Source organism: Frankia umida (genome assembly GCF_023242945.1).
In the GTDB taxonomy this organism is placed as follows: Bacteria; Actinomycetota; Actinomycetes; order Frankiales; family Frankiaceae; genus Frankia; species Frankia umida.
Map to the genome: position 1 here is coordinate 1 of NZ_JALKFT010000058.1, position 16375 is coordinate 16375.

General features: G+C 71.9%; 10 protein-coding genes, 1 tRNA gene and 1 pseudogene. 4 read left to right on the plus strand and 8 right to left on the minus strand.

Annotation, left to right across the window (positions count from 1 at the left end; genetic code table 11):
• Nucleotides 1-347 precede the first annotated feature (347 nt).
• The 4 genes from MXD59_RS25120 to MXD59_RS25135 all read left to right on the plus strand — a co-directional run bounded on the left by MXD59_RS25120 (nucleotide 348) and on the right by MXD59_RS25135 (nucleotide 9875).
• A complete protein-coding gene (locus MXD59_RS25120) occupies nucleotides 348-1958 on the plus strand; it encodes a hypothetical protein (RefSeq protein WP_248827050.1) in 1611 nt (536 codons plus the stop codon).
• A complete protein-coding gene (locus tag MXD59_RS25125) occupies nucleotides 1955-3340 on the plus strand; it encodes a glycosyltransferase family 4 protein (RefSeq protein WP_248827051.1) in 1386 nt (461 codons plus the stop codon). The genes MXD59_RS25120 and MXD59_RS25125 overlap by 4 nt, the downstream gene beginning before the upstream one ends.
• A gap of 16 nt (nucleotides 3341-3356) precedes the next feature.
• Nucleotides 3357-8099: an alpha-(1->3)-arabinofuranosyltransferase domain-containing protein gene (locus tag MXD59_RS25130; RefSeq protein WP_248827052.1), complete on the plus strand. Its 4743-nt coding sequence runs from the start codon at nucleotides 3357-3359 to the stop codon at nucleotides 8097-8099.
• A gap of 366 nt (nucleotides 8100-8465) precedes the next feature.
• A complete protein-coding gene (locus MXD59_RS25135; protein WP_248827053.1) occupies nucleotides 8466-9875 on the plus strand; it encodes a glycoside hydrolase family 26 protein in 1410 nt (469 codons plus the stop codon).
• Nucleotides 9876-9891: 16 nt separating this feature from the next.
• Here MXD59_RS25135 and MXD59_RS25140 read toward each other — a convergent pair whose 3' ends face one another.
• The 8 genes and pseudogenes from MXD59_RS25140 to MXD59_RS25175 form a co-directional block, all read right to left on the minus strand.
• Nucleotides 9892-10323: a DUF3037 domain-containing protein gene (locus MXD59_RS25140; RefSeq protein WP_248827054.1), complete on the minus strand. Its 432-nt coding sequence runs from the start codon at nucleotides 10321-10323 to the stop codon at nucleotides 9892-9894.
• Nucleotides 10316-11239 (minus strand): HipA family kinase, encoded by a 924-nt coding sequence (locus tag MXD59_RS25145; RefSeq protein WP_248827059.1) that lies wholly within the window; start codon nucleotides 11237-11239, stop codon nucleotides 10316-10318. Before MXD59_RS25145 ends, MXD59_RS25140 begins: the two co-directional genes overlap by 8 nt.
• A 153-nt stretch (nucleotides 11240-11392) precedes the next feature.
• On the minus strand, nucleotides 11393-12178 hold the full coding sequence (locus MXD59_RS25150) for a Crp/Fnr family transcriptional regulator (RefSeq protein ID WP_248827055.1): 786 nt from the start codon (nucleotides 12176-12178) through the stop codon (nucleotides 11393-11395).
• A 233-nt stretch (nucleotides 12179-12411) separates the two neighbouring features.
• Nucleotides 12412-13380, minus strand: a complete 969-nt coding sequence (locus MXD59_RS25155) for a pirin family protein (protein ID WP_248827056.1) — start codon at nucleotides 13378-13380, stop codon at nucleotides 12412-12414.
• 227 nt (nucleotides 13381-13607) lie between these two features.
• Nucleotides 13608-13683, minus strand: a tRNA-His gene (locus MXD59_RS25160).
• Between the two features lie 92 nt (nucleotides 13684-13775).
• Complete coding sequence (orn, locus tag MXD59_RS25165) at nucleotides 13776-14435, minus strand: oligoribonuclease (protein WP_248827057.1); 660 nt, start codon at nucleotides 14433-14435, stop codon at nucleotides 13776-13778.
• A 52-nt stretch (nucleotides 14436-14487) separates the two neighbouring features.
• Entirely contained in the window at nucleotides 14488-14976 is a 489-nt protein-coding gene (locus MXD59_RS25170; RefSeq protein WP_248827058.1) for a hypothetical protein, read from the minus strand.
• 402 nt (nucleotides 14977-15378) lie between these two features.
• A pseudogene (locus tag MXD59_RS25175) lies at nucleotides 15379-16257 on the minus strand (S16 family serine protease); the annotation flags it as partial.
• Nucleotides 16258-16375: the final 118 nt, after the last annotated feature.

Here is a 16375-nt window from a genome sequence, read left to right on the forward strand (position 1 = left end):
GATGCGTCGAAGGCGCGGGAGGTGTTGGGGTGGCAGCCGCGGGTGGCCTTCGAGGAGCTGGTCGCGATGATGGTCGACAACGACCTCGCACTCGAGTCCGACTCGTCCGACAAGGCCCTGACGATCAGGTGAACCTCTCCCCCGGGCACCGGACGCCGCCGACCACCCCCATCGGGGTGAAGCGGCCGGTCACGGGGGTGAAGCGGGTGCGGCCGCGGTTGTCCCCGCTGGTCCGCCGGGCAGGACGCCCGCGTGGGTTGCCGCAGAGCCGTCTGCTGCCGCAGAGCCGTCTGCTGCCGCGGAGCAGTCCGTCAGCACCGAACGGTCCGCCGCCGGGGCGTACCGCGATGACCCGGCACGCGCCGGCGGTGACGGCGGGCGGCGCCGCGCCGGCGGGCGGCCCGCCACCCGCCGACCGCGACCTGCCAGCGGGAGACCCGACCGCGACCGCCTCGGCGACGCCAGCCAGGGTCGGGTCCGGGACCGCCGCCGGGGGTGCCCGGCGCGGTGGGTCGCTGCGCGGGGCCGTCCCACTCGCCGCGGCCGGGCTGCTGGCCAACGTCGCGAACCTCGGCGTCACCCTGGTCATCGCCCGCCAGATGAGCACCCGCTCCTATGGCGCGGTCGCCCAGCTCATCGCGGTGTTCTTCGTCGTGTCGATGCCCGGCAGCGCGCTGCTGGTCGGCGTGGTGCGCCGGGTGACGATCTGGCAGCACACCGGTCGCCCCGACCTGCTGGACGGCTGGGTACGCCGCATTCGCCGGGCCGGGGTGGCCACGGTGCTGGTCGTCGCGGTGCTCGCCGTCGCGGGACGCGGCGCGGTGGCGCACGAGCTGTCCCTGCCGGGCCCCGGCGGCATCGCTGAGATCATCATCGCCGGGGCGGCCTGGTGCCTGCTGTGCGTCGACCGCGGGCTGCTCCAGTGCGCCCGACAGTACGGGGCGCTGGCCGCGAACCTGCTGGTGGACGCGGGCGTCAAGACCGCGGTCACGATCGGTCTGGTCCTTGGCGGCCTGGCCGAGGCCGGGGCGGCGATGGGCGTCCTGTGCGGGGTGTGCGCGGCACTGCTGCACACCCGCCGGGCGCTGGCCCGCCACCCGCAGGCGCTGGGCATGCCCCGACCGGACCTGCCCGGCGCACCCAGTGCCCCCGCGCTGGTGTCCCCCACGCCGGCCGTCGCCGAACGGACGTCCCCCGAACTGGCGTGCCCCGACGGGATCACCCCCGGCGGGACGTCGTTCGCGGCGGAGTCCGTCCCGGTGGCCGGCGAATCCACGCCCGGCACGGGGCGGGCACCCGCGGCGGGCGTCGCGTCCAGGCGGCTGGCGGTGGAGGTCGGGGCGGCGCTCGTCGCGCTCGGACTGCTGGCAGTACTGCAGAACGTCGACGTTCTGATGCAGGGACGGCTGGCGCCCGGCCGGTCGGGGTCGTACGCGGCCGTGTCCGTGGCCAGCAAGGTCCTGGTGCTGGCCGCGGTCGTGCTGGCGGGCTTCCTGCTGCCGGAGACGGCCGATCGGCGACACCTCGGACAGCACGCCCTGCACCAACTGGGTGCAACGATCGCGATACTGCTGGTACCGGCAGCGGGGCTGCTCACGGCCGCGCTCGTCGCACCGGACACACTTCTTGCGCTGGCCTTCGGGTCCCGCTTCACCGACGCCTCCGGCGCCCTGTTTCCCCTGGCCGCGGCGATGACCTGTCTCGGAGCTACCGTGCTGTTCACCCACTATCTGCTCGCCCTCGGCGAGCGTGGCGTCCTGCTGGCGCTGGCGCTGGCCGCCGCCGTCACCGTCCCCCTGTTGTGGTGGGCCGACGGCGACCCGGCGGCGACCGCTCGGGCGGATCTTGCCTGCCAGGCGGTGCTCGCCGTGGTCACCGGCCTGTCGGTGCTGGCCGCGGCTCGACGTACGGCCCGTGAGGCAACTGGTCGACCGGCTGGACGGATGGTGCAGGCATGACCGCTTCACGTAACGGACGGGTCCCGAACAGCACCGGCGGCCCGAACAGCACCCTGAACCCGAACCGCGCGCCGGACCCGAACGGTGCCCTGGCGCCGACCCCGGCCCGGCTGGTCCTGCCGTCCTCGGGCACGGCCGGCTCGCAGGTCGCGCCGAGCCTGCTGACCCAGCAGCTGGGCGCGCCGAGCATCGAGGCCGTGGTGGGGCGCCCACCGAGCCTCGCGGAGCTCGTCGAGACCTCGGGGATGCGTCGAGTCCACGTGCTGGCCTGGCGGGACCTGGACGATCCCGAGTCCGGTGGCTCGGAGCTGCACGCCGACAAGGTCGCCGAGCGCTGGGCGCAGGCTGGCATCGACGTGAGCCTGCGCACGGCGATGGCGCCCGGACGGCCCGAGTCCGTCCAGCGCAACGGCTACTCGGTGGTGCGCAAGGCGGGCCGCTACTCGGTGTTCCCACGCACGGCGCTGTCCGGGGCGATGGGTCGGACCGGGCCCTGGGACGGTCTGGTCGAGATCTGGAACGGCATGCCGTTCTTCTCGCCGGTGTGGGCCCGCTGCCCGCGGGTGGTGTTCCTGCACCACGTGCACGCCGAGATGTGGCGGATGGTGCTCTCCCCGAAGCTCGCGCGGATCGGGGAGACCGTCGAGTTCCGGGTGGCCCCGCCGATGTACCGGCGGACCCGCATCCTCACGCTGTCCCAGTCGTCCCGGCACGAGATCATCGATCTGCTCGGTCTGCCGCCGCGCAACATCACCGTCGTGCCGCCGGGTATCGACCCGGCCTACACCCCCGCCGGCGAGCGGTCACCGCATCCGCTGGTGCTCTCGGTCGGGCGGTTGGTGCCGGTGAAGCGGTTCGACGTCCTCATCGACGCGCTGCTGCGGGCCCGGCAGGACCATCCGACGATGGAAGCGGTGATCGTCGGCGAGGGCTACGAGCGACCCGAACTCGAGAAGAAGATCGCCGCGGCGGGCGCCGGGCAGTGGCTGCGGCTCATCGGTCGGGTCGATGACGCCGAACTGCTCGCGCTCTACCGGCGTGCCTGGGTGCTGACCTCGGCCTCCGCCCGGGAGGGTTGGGGCATGACGATCACCGAGGCGGCGGCCTGCGGGGTCCCGTCGGTGGCCACCCGGATCGCCGGGCACACCGACGCGGTCATCGATGGCGAGACCGGTCTGCTCGTGGAGCCCGCGGACCTGGGCCGCACACTCGCGGGCGTGCTGACCGACCGCGAGCTGCACGCCCGGCTCGCCGCCGGCGCGCTCGCCCACGCCGCGACCTTCACCTGGGCGGAGACCGCCCGCGCCACGTTCGCCGCACTGGTCCGCGAGGCCGCCCGCCAGCGCCGTGCCGACGGTTCCGCCGCCGGCCGGCGCCGGTGAACCGCCCGGTCGCGGCGTGAGCCTGACCACCTCGTCCGGCGCCCCCGGCCCGGACGCCCACGGCCAGCCCGCCACCCCCCCACACCCGGCCGGCGGCGCCGACGTCCCCACCCGGCGCGTACCCGGCGCGCTCACCCGCGATGACGCGCTGACCCGCGATGACGCGCTGGCCAGCGGCGGGGCGGTGGGCGCGGATCACCACCCGGACGACGACGCTGCCCGGGCGAGCGGGCGGCGCGGGCCGACCCGGCGGCGGTGGCCGACCGGTCGGTTCTGGCCGTCGTGGCCGCCGGTGGTGCTCGCGGCGGTGGTCTACCTGCCGCTGCTGGCCACCGCACCCGGGAAGATCGGCGCGGACACCAAGGCGTACCTGTACCTCGATCCGGGTCGGATGCTGCGTCGGGCCGTGTCCATGTGGGACCCGGCGATCGGCATGGGCACCGTCACCCACCAGAACATCGGCTATCTGTACCCCCAGGGGCTGTTCTACTGGGTGGCCCAGGTCGTCGGGCTGCCCGACTGGGTGGCGCAGCGGCTGTGGACCGGGTCGATCCTGTTCGGCGCGGGCGCCGGGGTGTTGTTCCTGCTGCGGTCGTTTCGGTGGCCGGACCGGTTCGCCTTCGTCGCGGCGCTGGGCTACATGCTGTCCCCGTACGTCCTGGAGTACGAGGCGCGGATCTCGGCGATCCTGCTGCCCTACGCGGGGCTCGGCTGGCTGATCGGGATCACCGTCCGGGGGCTGCGGGAGGCCGAGGGGGGACGGGCCGGCTGGCGGCCGACCGGATGGCGGTTCCCGGCGGCGTTCGCCCTGGTCGTCACGACGATCGGCAGCATCAACGCGTCCAGCCTGATCTTCATTCTGTTCGCGCCGCTGCTGTGGATACCGTTCGCGGTGTGGGGCACCCGCGAGGTGCGGTGGGGCGCGGCCGTCGGGATGAGTGTCCGGGCGGTGCTGGCGATCTGCGTGACCTCGGCGTGGTGGATGGCGGGCCTGTACGTCCAGGCCGGCTACGGCCTCAACGTGCTCGCCTTCACCGAGACGATCGAGACGGTGGCGAGCAGTTCGCAGGCCTCGGAGGTGCTGCGCGGCCTGGGTAACTGGTTCTTCTACGGTCAGGACGCGCTCGGACCCTGGATCGGCCCGGCCACCCGGTACACACAGGCCCTGTGGCTGATCGTGATCAGCTTCGCGCTGCCGATCCTCGCCCTGGTCGCCGCGTCCGCCGTGCGCTGGGGGCAGCGCGGCTACTTCGTCGCGCTGATCCTGCTGGGCACGACGATCGCCGTCGGCGTCTACCCGTACGACGATCCCTCGCCGTGGGGCCGGCTGTTCAAGGACTTCGCGGAGGGTTCCACCGCCGGGCTCGCGCTGCGCTCGTTGCCGCGCGCCGTGCCGATGGTGGTGCTCGGCCTGTCGGTGCTGCTCGCCGGTGGTCTCGCCGCACTCGAGCAGCGCTGCGCCGACCCGCACCCCCGCCTCCGGGCCGAGGGTCGCCGGCGGCGGGGGGCGAACCGGTCGGCGCGTCGCTGGCGCCCGGCGGTGCCCGGGATCGCACTGGGCGCCGTGATCGTCCTGATCATGGTGAACATGCTGCCGCTGTTCCAGGGGCAGTTCGTCGACCGGCTGCTGGTACGACCCGAGAACGTCCCGTCGTATGAGACGGAGCTGGCGAAGGCGCTGGACGCCAGGGGCGGCGACGCCCGCGTGCTGGAACTGCCCGGCGCCGACTTCTCCCACTATCGCTGGGGCAGCACCCTCGACCCGGTCTCCGAAGGTCTGATGGACCGTCCGCTGGTCGTACGGGAACTGATCCCCTACGGTGAGGCCGGCAGCGTCGACCTCGTCCGCGCGCTCGACCGCCGGCTCCAGGAAGGCGTGCTGGAGACCGCCGCCATCCCGGACATGGCCCGGCTCATCGGCGCGGGCGACGTGGTGCTGCGCAGCAACCTGGCCTACGAGCGCTATCGCAGCCCGCGGCCGCGCACCACCTGGGATCTGTTCACCTCGAGGATTCCCGACGGTCTCGGCACCCCGACGACGTTCGGCCCGCCGGTCGCCGAGGACCCGGGTATCCCGTTCACCGACGAGATCACGCTCGGCACCCGGACCTCGGTGGCCGATCCGCCGGCCCTGGCCGACTTCCCCGTCTCCGCCACCCGACCGGCGCTGCGCACCGCCAGCACCACCCGTCCGCTGGTCGTCAGCGGCAACGCGGAGGCGCTGGTGGACGCGGCGGCCTCGGGGCTGCTCGCCGACCCGGTCGCCGACCACCGGGCGATCCTCTACGCCCCCGAACTCGCCGCCCATCCGCAGGAACTGACGCAGGCCCTCGCCGACGGCGCGGACCTGCTGGTCTCCGACACCAACCGGCTGCGGGCCGAACGGTGGACGGGTGTGCGGGAGAACTTCGGCTATGTGGAACAGCCCGGTGTCGCCCCGCTGACCCGGGACCCCAACGACAACCGGCTGGAGCTGTTCCCCGGCGAGACGACGGCGAACGAGACGACGATGGCGCTGACCGCGCCCGGCGCGCCGGCGCGGATCGCCGCGGTCACCGCGTCCAACTACGGCAACACGTTCTCCTACGCGCCCTGGGACCGGCCGACCCGCGGCATCGACGGCGATCCGAGCACCGCCTGGCGGGTCGGCGCCTTCACCGACCCGACCGGTGAGCAGTGGCAGGCGACGCTGGCCACCCCGACCACCGCCGACCACATCCGCCTCGTCCAGCCGCTGACCGGGCCGCGTAACCGGTGGATCACCCGGGTGACGTTGACGTTCGACGGCGGCAGTCCGGTCACCGTCGACCTCGACCCGTCCTCGCGCACCGAGGCCGGCCAGACGGTCAGCTTCTCCAGTCGTTCGTTTCGAACCCTGCGCATCCGGGTGGACGGGACGAACACCGGCCGCCAGCGCACCTACGACGGGGTGTCCGCCGTCGGCTTCGCCGAGGTCGACATTCCCGGCGCCGACGGGAAGGCGCTGACCGCCGACGAGGTGCTGCGGATGCCCAGTGACACCCTCACCGCGGCCGGTGCCTCGTCGCTGAGCCACCGGCTCGCCCTGCAGATGTCGCGGGACCGGGCCAACCCGGCGGAACCGTTCAAGTCCGACACCGAGTCGGTGATCGTCCGCTCGTTCGACCTGCCGACCGCGCGGACCTTCGCTCTCACCGGCACCGCGCGCGTGTCCGCCTACGCCTCGGACGCCGCCCTCGACCAGACCCTGGGTCGGGCGCCGACCCTGCCGGTGGTCACCTCGTCCGGACGGCTACCGGGCGCGATCGCCGACCGGGCGTCCAGCGCCTTCGACGGCGATCAGAGCACCGTGTGGAGCCCCGGTATCGGCGCGCAGGACGGCGCGTGGATCCAGGTCGCGGCCCCGACCCCGGTCACCGCGTCGTCGGCGACGATGGCGCTGGTCGCGGACGGCCGGCACTCGGTGCCCACCCGGATCGGCCTGATCGTCGACGGTCGTACCGTCGGATCGGTCGCCGTGGCGCCGGTCGGTGACACCGACCAGCGGGGCGGCACCCGGCAGGTCACCCTGAACTTCCCCGCCACCACCGGCAGCAGCTGGCGGTTCGTCGTCGAGGACACCCGCACGGTGACCAGCCTCGACCCGATCAGCCGCTCGTCGCTGGCGATGCCCGTCGGCATCGCCGAGATCGGCCTGCCCGGTCTGGCGGCAGACCCGGCGCTGCCCCCGCAGCTGCCCGGGACCTGCCGGTACGACCTGCTCAGCGTCGACGGCCAGCCGGTCGGTGTGCGGGTCGACGGTTCCACGACGGACGCGGTGAGTCGGCTCGGGCTACGCGTGTCGACCTGCGGTGGCGCGTTGACCCTGGGCCCCGGCAAGCATGTGGTGCGCACCGGGGACGGTGCCGGGCTCGGCTTCGACCTTGATCGGCTGCTGTTCGCCTCCGACGCCGGCGGCGGACCGTGGCTGGGTGCCGGTGACACCGGGACGGCACCCGCCGGGCAGAGCACGGCGACTGCCCACACGGCCACCGAACCGCAGGTGAACGTGCGCTCGACGTCGGCGACCTCCTACCAGGCGACCATCACCGGTGCGAAGCCGGCGACCCCGTTCTGGCTGGTCCTCGGGCAGAGCCTGTCACCGGGCTGGCACGCGACGGTGAACGGTGTGGACGCCGGCGCCCCGCGGCTGATCGACGGCTACGCCAACGGCTGGCGGATCACCCCGACCACGAGCTCGCTCAGCGTGAGCATCACCTGGGCGCCGCAGCGGATCGTCCGGTACAGCCTGGTGCTGTCCGCGGTGACGGTCGTGTTCTTCCTCGCCCTACTGGTGATCACCACGCGTCGGGTTCGGCGGCGCCGGTCGCGCGGTGTCGACGGCGGCCCGGATCGTCCCGACCTGCCCACCCTGGACCCGTGGCGCGCCGAGACGTCCGACCGGGTCGAGCCGCGCATCGTCGTGGCCGCGGCGGTCGGTGCCGGGGCGCTGTCCACCGTGCTCGTGTCGGTGCCGGCGGGGGTGGTGGTGGCGTTGGCGACCGTGGTGGCGCTACTCGTCCCGCGTGGGCGCTGGCTGACCCGGATCGGGCCGGCGGTGTGCCTGACGGTGAGCGCGCTGTACGTGCTCGAGGTGCAGGATCGCCATGCCCTGCCGACGAACGGCGACTGGGTGTCGTCCTTCGGGCGGGTCGCGGTGATCTCCTGGCTGGCCGTGCTGCTGCTGGCCACGGACCAGCTCGTGACCGTCCTGCGGGGCCGGCGCCGCGCCACCCGCTGACCCTCGCTCACCCGACCCGGTCGACACACAGGCCGGGCATGTACACAGCGTAGTCGATCGTGCGGGCATTCCCAGACAGACGGGACTGCCCGCACCGCCGATCCACGCCACTCGATACAGAGAGTAAAATTGATCTTCCTCTCTGCCTACTATCCCCCCGTCAACGGCTGGCTGTCACCGGCGCTCCTACACCGATGACCGACTGCAGCAGGCGGGGGAATGACTGAGACATCGCACGCAACGCCGCCCATGGGACGTCACCGGCGGGAATCCAGAGGATGGGACCGTTTCCGGTCCCGAGCCGGGGGATCCTCGGGTCCACCGGGCCACAGCCACAGCCACAGCCACCGCCGTCGCCGGCGTGGCATGCGGGCCTGGATTCTGCCCGCCATCATCTGCATGACACCGTTCTTTCTTCTGGGAGGTTCACTGAACCCGGCGCTCGCCATGTTCGTGCAGAACGGCACGATCGAGGACAACGCCAGCCAGGTCAACTACGTCAACCTGTGGACGACCTGCACCGGGTGCGCACCGGCCACCAGGAACAACAGCTACCGCTTCTCGACGGCCGCCGGAGCGACGGCCGCGATCCGGTTCAACGGTTCCCAGATCGACATCTACGGCATCCGCACACCCCAGGGCGGGGTCATCACCATCAGCATCGACGGGAAGAACCCGCGTGCGGTGAACACCTACGGGGCCACCCAGACCAAGGCCCTGTTCTACCGCTCCTCCGTACTGACCGAAGGCCCGCACACGGCCTTCGTCGTGAACGTCGGCCGCTCCATCAGCCCCTCCACCGGAACCTGGAGCGGCTTCGACCGGGCGGACAGCTACCGCGAGATCCTGGACAGCCCGTCCCAGCCGCACCGATCGGGCCTGCCGTGGCTGTCCGGCGTCAACGGCGACCCGATCCAACAGCCAGTGGACGTGGACGCGTTCTGCGCCAACCGGGGCAGCCCCTGCGACCTGTCGCAGGTGTTCGTCAGCCGGGACAGCTGGCAGAACATGGTCGAACCGTCCTGGACGGAGCAGAACTTCGCCGGCTGGCCGGGCCGGCTGGTGATCTCCGTCCCGCCGTTCCCGGAGACCCCGGACACCTCCCTGCAGACCTGCGCCACAGGTGCCTACGACGCGCACTGGCGTCGGTTCGGCCAGACCCTGAACGAGACCGGCCGGCAGAACTCCATCATCCGCATCGCCTGGGAGGCCAACGGAAACTGGTACAAGTGGTCGGGCAGCGATCCGACCGCCTATGTGAACTGCTGGCGGCACGTCGCCGACGCCATCCGGTCGACCGCGAGCCCCGACCCGCTGCTCGACTGGTCCATCAACGCGCACTACTCCCAGAACCCGGCGAGCCACAACCCGCTGGACCTCTACCCGGGTGACGCGTACGTGGACATCATCGGCATCGACGCCTACGACCACTACCCGCCCTCGCGCACCCAGGCGGAGTTCGACCAGCAGGCCAACCAGACCGGTGGCATCACCTGGCTGTACAACTTCGCCCGCCAGCACGGAAAGCTGTTCGGCGTCGGCGAGTGGGGGGTCGTCAGCGGCAACGACGACAACGGTGCCGGCGACAACCCGAACTACATCCAGTTCATGTGGGACTGGATGCGGGAACGAGCCGACAAGGGCTTCTACTACGAGAACTACTTCAACACCTGCGAGCCGCCGAACGTCGGTTCGAACCTGTTCCGACCGGGGGATCCCACGCACTGCGTGTTCCAGAACCCCCAGGCCGCGGTCCGCTACTCGCAGCTCTGGTAACCGGTAACCGTCCGCCTCACCCGCCCGGCGGGGGCGTGATCTCCCGAGTCCCCGCCGGGCGGGGTCCTGGTTCGCCGAGCAGCAGGTCGGCCAGCCGGTCCAGTTCGGCCGACGGATCGTCGGTGAGACCGGTGTGCACCGGCGAGGTCTGGATGATCGTGCTGCGCGGCGCCGTCAACCAGCGAAACCGCTCCCCCGGCCCCGGCCGCCCCGCCGGCCCCGCGCCCGCCCCGCCCGCGCAGACCGCGGCGAACGCGCCCAGATGGGCCAGGACCACGTCGACGTCCAGATGCGGGTCCAGCACCGCGACCCGGGATGCCTCCAGCTGGCAGCGCAGGTCCAGAAACCGCGGCGGCTGGCAGTACAGCACCACCCCGACGTTGAGGAACTCACCGCGTTCCACCCGCGGCACCAGCCGGATCACCGCGTACTCGAACAGCTCAGGCATCGCCGCGCCCCCGAGGCCGTGTCCCACCCGTGCGCAACCAGTCACCGGCCCGCAGCCACTCCGGCCGCCCCGTCTGTCCCGCCCGCCCTGTCCGTCCCGCCTGTCCTGCCTGTCCTGCCTGTCGCGTCTGACCGGCCTGACCGGTCTGCCGCACCTCGTCGGCGGAGCCGAGGGCCGTGATCACCGCGTCCCGCCAGGTCGCCCGCGCCTCGACCCGGGCCAGCAGCCACCGGACGTAACGCTCGGGCGGCACCGCCAGCCAGTCCGCGGGTACTCGGTCAAGCACGGCGGTGAGCAGTGCCGCCTCCACCTGGCCGGCGAGTTCCACGTCGGCCCGCGCGAACGCGTCAGGTCGGGCCGCCGCCGCCGGTAGCAGCACATGGTCAGCCACGCCGGGCAGGGTCCGGGCGACAGACCCGTCCGCGCTCGCCCAGTCATGATGCGGGTACAGCGCGGCGCCATGATCGATCAACCACAGGCCGCCGCCCCACACCAGCAGGTTCGGATTGCGCCACGACCGGTCGACGTTGAGCGTCAGCGCGTCCAGCCACAGCACCCGCGCCGCGAGCTCCGGGGCGACGGTGAAGGCGAGCGGATCGTAGGTGATGGACCCGGGCAGGTAGTCGAGCCCCAGGTTGGCGCCGGCGCTGGCCCGCAGCAGATCCTGCACCTCCTGGTCGGGTTCGGTACGGCCAAGGCGCGGGTCGACGTCGACGACGACGATCTCGGGTACGGGCAGCCCCAGCGCACGAGCCAGCTCCCCGACCACCACCTCGGCGACGAGCGCCCCCTGCCCCTGCCCCGCGCCGCGGAACTTCACCACCCAGGTGCCGAGGTCGTCACCCTCCATCAGACCGGGCAGGCTCCCGCCCTCACGCAGCGCCGCCGCGTACCGCACCGCCGTCACCCGCCGCAGCCCCACGTGCCCCCGCCTTCGCCCGCACCCGTCCGGTTTCCTCCCCGCCCGTGACGGCACCCTACCAACAGCCACCGGAACAGCAGGCCCGCCCGGACGTCCCGGCGGACGCCAGATGCCGCGCTGTCAAAGCGATGTGCGGGTGGTCCAGAATCATGCGCCGGCAGCGCGGTAGTTCTCCTGCACCGCCCGGGAGCCCGAATCCAGGCAGGCGAGTTCCGCCCACAGCAACCGCGGATCCCGGATGATGACCGACCGATAGCCGGTGGACAGCAGGCCGCGCCGCCGCAGATCGCGCAGCACCTTGTGCACCGTCGGCTCGGCGGCTCCCACGAGCGCGGCGATCTCCGGCTGGGTCAACGGGATGGCGACCGCACCGTGCTGGTCCGCCACCGGGCGGCCGTACATCTGCCCGAGTTCCAGGATGACCCGCATCACCCGCAGCGCGACCGGGTAGCCGGCGAACTCCACCCGGCGTCTGGTCGCCGCGCGGAACTTCGCCCCCAGGGTGCCGCTCACCACCTGGTGCACCAGCGGGTGGCGACGCAGGCAGCCGAGGAAGGCCTCCGCCGAGAGCACCGTCGCACGCACCGGGCCGGCCGCCACGACGGTCGCCATGCGGGGAAGCGCGTCGATCGCCGCGAGCTCCCCCACCAGATCGCCACCCCGGCGAATCGCGAGCAACGCGAAATGCCCGTTCTCCGTCGCCGCGGTGACCTTCACCCAGCCCTCCAGCAGAACGACGACGAAGCTGGACTGGTCACCCTCCCACATCAACGCCTCTTCATCGGCGAAAACGCGCGGCGTACCAAGCCGGAGAATCTCCTCGCGGCCGACCGTGGGAATCTGCCCGAGGAAACTTTCGGCCGGCCATTCCACCAGCCGAAAACCGGACCCACGGTCGGCATCCACACCCACCGATTCAGGTTTGCGCAGCATCGCCGTCCCCGTCGCTCGCGCAGGTTCAGCGAATCCGACACCATCGATGATGGCGGCACCGCACAATCACCCGCAAGGAACCGAAGGCTTTCCGGATACCGCGAGCATACCGACGCCTTTCCCACGCGACACCCGCCTCGTACATCCGGGTACAAGTCCGTACGCGCGGGGCCGGCACCCCGAATGCGGTGTGGCCGCAGAGCCCGGTGCGGGTCTCTGGACGCGGTGTGGCGTCAGACGCGGTGTGGCATGAGGGCGCCGGCGGGGATGACGCCGAGGCGTCCGGCCTGGTAGTCCTCGACGGCCTGGACCAGTTCCGCGCGGGTGTTCATGACGAACGGCCCGTGCATCTCGACATGTTCGCGGATCGGACGTCCACCGAGCAACAGCACCTCCAGCCGCGGACTGACCGAGTCCTGCCGCTCGGCCGCGCCGACCGTCACCAGGTCACCGGCACCGAACACGGCCAGCTGACCGGCCTCGATCGCCGTGCGCTGCGGCCCGACCGCGCCGCGCCCGCCCAGCACATAGGCGAGCGCGTTGAACTCCGGGTTCCACGGGACGTGCACCGTCGCACCGGGACTCACCGTCACGTGCACCACCGAGATCGGCGTGTGCGTCGAGCCAGGCCCCTGCCGCGTGCCGACGTCTCCCGCGATCACCCGCACGAGGGCTCCACCATCCGGCGACGCGGCCAGCGCCACCTGCGGGCCCTCGATGCTCTGGTAGCGCGGCGCGGCGAACTTGTCCTTGGCCGGCAGGTTCACCCACAGCTGCACCCCGTGGAACAGCCCACCGCTTTCCACCAGCTCCGCCGGCGGCGTCTCGATGTGCAGAATGCCCGCTCCCGCGGTCATCCACTGCGTCGCACCATCGGCGATCAGCCCGCCGCCACCATGCGAGTCCTGGTGCTGGAACGTCCCGTCGATCATGTAGGTGACGGTCTCGAAGCCCCGGTGCGGATGCCACGGCGTGCCCTTGGGCTCACCGGGCCCGTAGTCGACGGCACCCATCTCGTCCATGTGGATGAACGGGTCGAGGTCGGCGAGCCGCACCCCGGCGAAGGCCCGGCGCACCGGGAAGCCCTCCCCCTCGTACCCGCCCGGCGCGGTCGTGATCCTGCGCACCGGACGGTCAACATCGCCGAGACCAGGCTCGGCCAACCGCGGCAGGTGGACGGTATCGGCGGTCACGGCGGGCATGACGTCCTCCAGTAGCTCTCACACGTGCGGCTGCGACAGCGGCCGGATAGTTGCATCAGCAACTACCTGCCCCGCACAACCGCCAACCCGCACCGATTCTTCCCGCCCACAGGCAGACATGCAGGCGGGCAGGGGGCAGGCATGATCACCATTGAGCCAGGAAAGAGGGACCGGCCACGATCAGACATCGCGGGCGGCCAGGAAGCTCGCGCAGGCGAGAAGGAATCTGGGGTGGGTGACGGGACTTGAACCCGCGACCACCGGGACCACAACCCGGTGCTCTACCAGCTGAGCTACACCCACCATGTACGGCGTGGCGCCGTGGGCGCCTCACCGTGCACAGGCATCATACCGGTCGCAGCGGCCACGTGGACGGGGGGCCGGCAACAGTTATCTCAACTGGCGGTCGCGTCGGCGGCGTCGGCCCGACGGGCGACGAGGCCGGCCTGGGCCGCCTCGGTGCGGGCGCGAACGTCCGCGGCGATGGTGCGGGCCTGCTCGGTGCCGGGTCCCGGCGCGGGGACGAACAGGGCCTCGCGGTAGTAGCGCAGTTCCTCGATGCTTTCCTGGATGTCGGCGAGCGCGCGGTGGCCGCCGCGCTTGGCCGGGGCGGCGTAGTAGGTCCGGATGTACCACCGGCGGGCGAGTTCCTTGATCGACGATACGTCGATCATCCGGTAGTGCAGGTGGCCGTCCAGCGCGGGCATGTACCGGGCGATGAACGTCCGGTCGGTGGCGATCGAGTTTCCGCACAGCGGGGCCCGGCGCACCTCGGGCACCCGCTCCCGGACGTAGTCGAGCACCAGCTTCTCCGCGTCGGCCAGCGTCAGCGTGGACGCGCGGACGGCGGTGGTCAGGCCGGACGTCCTGTGCATGTCCCGGACGACCGGGACCATCGCGTCGAGCGCCTCGTCCGGCGCGGCCAGCACCAGATCGATGCCTTCGTCGAGCACATTAAGTTCACTGTCCGTAACGAGACAGGCAACTTCCAGCAGCAGGTCCGACGTCGCGTCGAGGCCTGTCATCTCGCAGTCGATCCACACCAGACGATCCATCCCGCTGACACTAAGGTCTTCGGACGGCCTCGTCACGCGCCCGGACCAGCGATCAACCGGACACACTCACGCGATTACTGACCGTGAAGGACACGGAGATCGCCATGTCCGGTTCCCGGACCGGGATCGCGGTCAGGGTGTACTGCCCGTTGGGTACCTGGTCGGTCTGCCAGCCCTGGTCCGGACCGGGCGCGAAGATGTACGGCGGTTGGGCGAGGCTGATCTGGTAGGGCTCGATCGGTCCGTTCAGCACCCAGTTGAGTGGCCCGGTGTAGGACAGCGAGTTGATCTCGATCCGCCGGAATCCGGCGATCGGCTGGTCCGCCTGGATGCCGGCGAAGGCGAGTACCGGTCTGGGCGCGGGGAAGATGCCGGTGCCGACCGGCAGCGGCAGTGTGGTCGCGGCCGCGGGCCGGGGACTGGCGCGGACCTCGTCGGCCCTCGAGGCGTCCTTGTCGTAGCCGAAGACCAGAGCAGGCATCAGCACCAGGGCCGTGCAGAACAGGGCAAGACCGACCCAGCCTTGCTTGAGGACGTCCACCTCGTTCGGGCCCCTTCGCCACGGCGGCATGGGATCCGATAACTGTAGCGGGCCACTGGGTCACGACGAGCACCAGGTCGGCCCGGCTGGATGACCGGTCAGTGCGAGCGGCGCCTTCGTCGGCCAGGCGGTCGGCTCGGCAGATGCGCCGGCCCACGATTGTCGCGCGGTCTCTGCCGCACCCCTCGGCGACTAAGCCCCAGGATGCGTTGCTGCGCGATGCGCTCCTGCCGAAGACAGCGGCCACCATCCACGCCCCGACCGTAGCTCCGATCGGGCCTTCGTGCACCCCCGTCACATGGTGTTTACCTTGTCCACGGCGCGTCGCCCCGCAGCTGTGGCCAGCCGTCCCTTGCGCGCCTGTTGGGGGGCCACCCGTCCGGTGGCCCCCCAACAGGGATCTCAGGCCGCGAGCGCCTGCCGGGAACGGGCCGCCGGGTCGAAACCGGGTTCCAGGGCCAGCTCCAGCACCTCCCGCACGTCGGTGACCAGATGGACGGTGAGTGCCTCGCGCACCGCGGCGGGCACGTCATCCAGATCCGGCCCGTTACGCCGGGGCAACAGGACGGTGGTGAGGCCGGCCCGGTGCGCGGCGAGCAGTTTCTGCTTCACCCCGCCGATCGGCAGCACCCGCCCGGTCAGCGACACCTCCCCGGTCATCGCCACGTCCGCGCGCACCGGCCGCCCGGACAGCAACGAGGCCAGCGCCGTCGTCATGGTCACCCCGGCGCTCGGCCCGTCCTTGGGCACGGCACCGGCGGGCACGTGCACGTGGACCCCCCGTTCGGCGAGGTCCCCGACCGGCAGTTCCAGTTCGGCCCCGTGCGAACGCAGGTAGGACAGGGCGATCTGGGCCGACTCCTTCATCACGTCACCGAGCTGACCGGTGAGCGTGAGCCCCGAACCGCCGGTCTCCGCGTCCGCCAGCGATGCCTCGACGAACAGCACGTCCCCGCCGGCGCCGGTCACGGCGAGTCCCGTCGCCATGCCCGGCAACGCGGTGCGTTCCGCCGATTCCGGGGTGAACCTCGGCCGGCCCAGGTAGCCGGTCAGGTTCGCCGCCCCCACCGTCACCGGCAGGGTCGCCTCGCCCAGCGCGGTCCGCGCGACGATCTTGCGCAGCAGTCGGGCGATCGCCCGCTCCAGGTCACGCACCCCGGCCTCCCGGGTGTACTCGCCCGCCAGCAGGGCGAGCGTGTCGTCCTCGACGGTCACGTCCGTGGCGGTGAGCCCGGCGCGTTCCCGCTGCCGGCGCAGCAGATGGTCGCGTGCGATGACCAGGAAACGTAGCGCGTAGGCCCCGTCCTTCAGTGCGGGGCCTACGCGTCAACTCGGCTGCCAGAATGACCGGGGAATCGTGTATTCTGTCAGGTGTGGGAAGTCGGGTGGTGAAGCGGGC

What these genes read in the sequence shown, in the direction of transcription:
- MXD59_RS25125 (WP_248827051.1), top strand. Translation starts at nt 1,955, where the DNA reads ATGACCGCTTCACGTAACGGACGGGTCCCGAACAGCACCGGCGGCCCG.
- MXD59_RS25150 (WP_248827055.1), bottom strand. Translation starts at nt 12,178, where the DNA reads ATGCTGCGCAAACCTGAATCGGTGGGTGTGGATGCCGACCGTGGGTCC.
- MXD59_RS25120 (WP_248827050.1), top strand. Translation starts at nt 348, where the DNA reads ATGACCCGGCACGCGCCGGCGGTGACGGCGGGCGGCGCCGCGCCGGCG.
- orn (WP_248827057.1), bottom strand. Translation starts at nt 14,435, where the DNA reads ATGGATCGTCTGGTGTGGATCGACTGCGAGATGACAGGCCTCGACGCG.
- MXD59_RS25135 (WP_248827053.1), top strand. Translation starts at nt 8,466, where the DNA reads ATGCGGGCCTGGATTCTGCCCGCCATCATCTGCATGACACCGTTCTTT.
- MXD59_RS25155 (WP_248827056.1), bottom strand. Translation starts at nt 13,380, where the DNA reads ATGCCCGCCGTGACCGCCGATACCGTCCACCTGCCGCGGTTGGCCGAG.
- MXD59_RS25140 (WP_248827054.1), bottom strand. Translation starts at nt 10,323, where the DNA reads ATGCCTGAGCTGTTCGAGTACGCGGTGATCCGGCTGGTGCCGCGGGTG.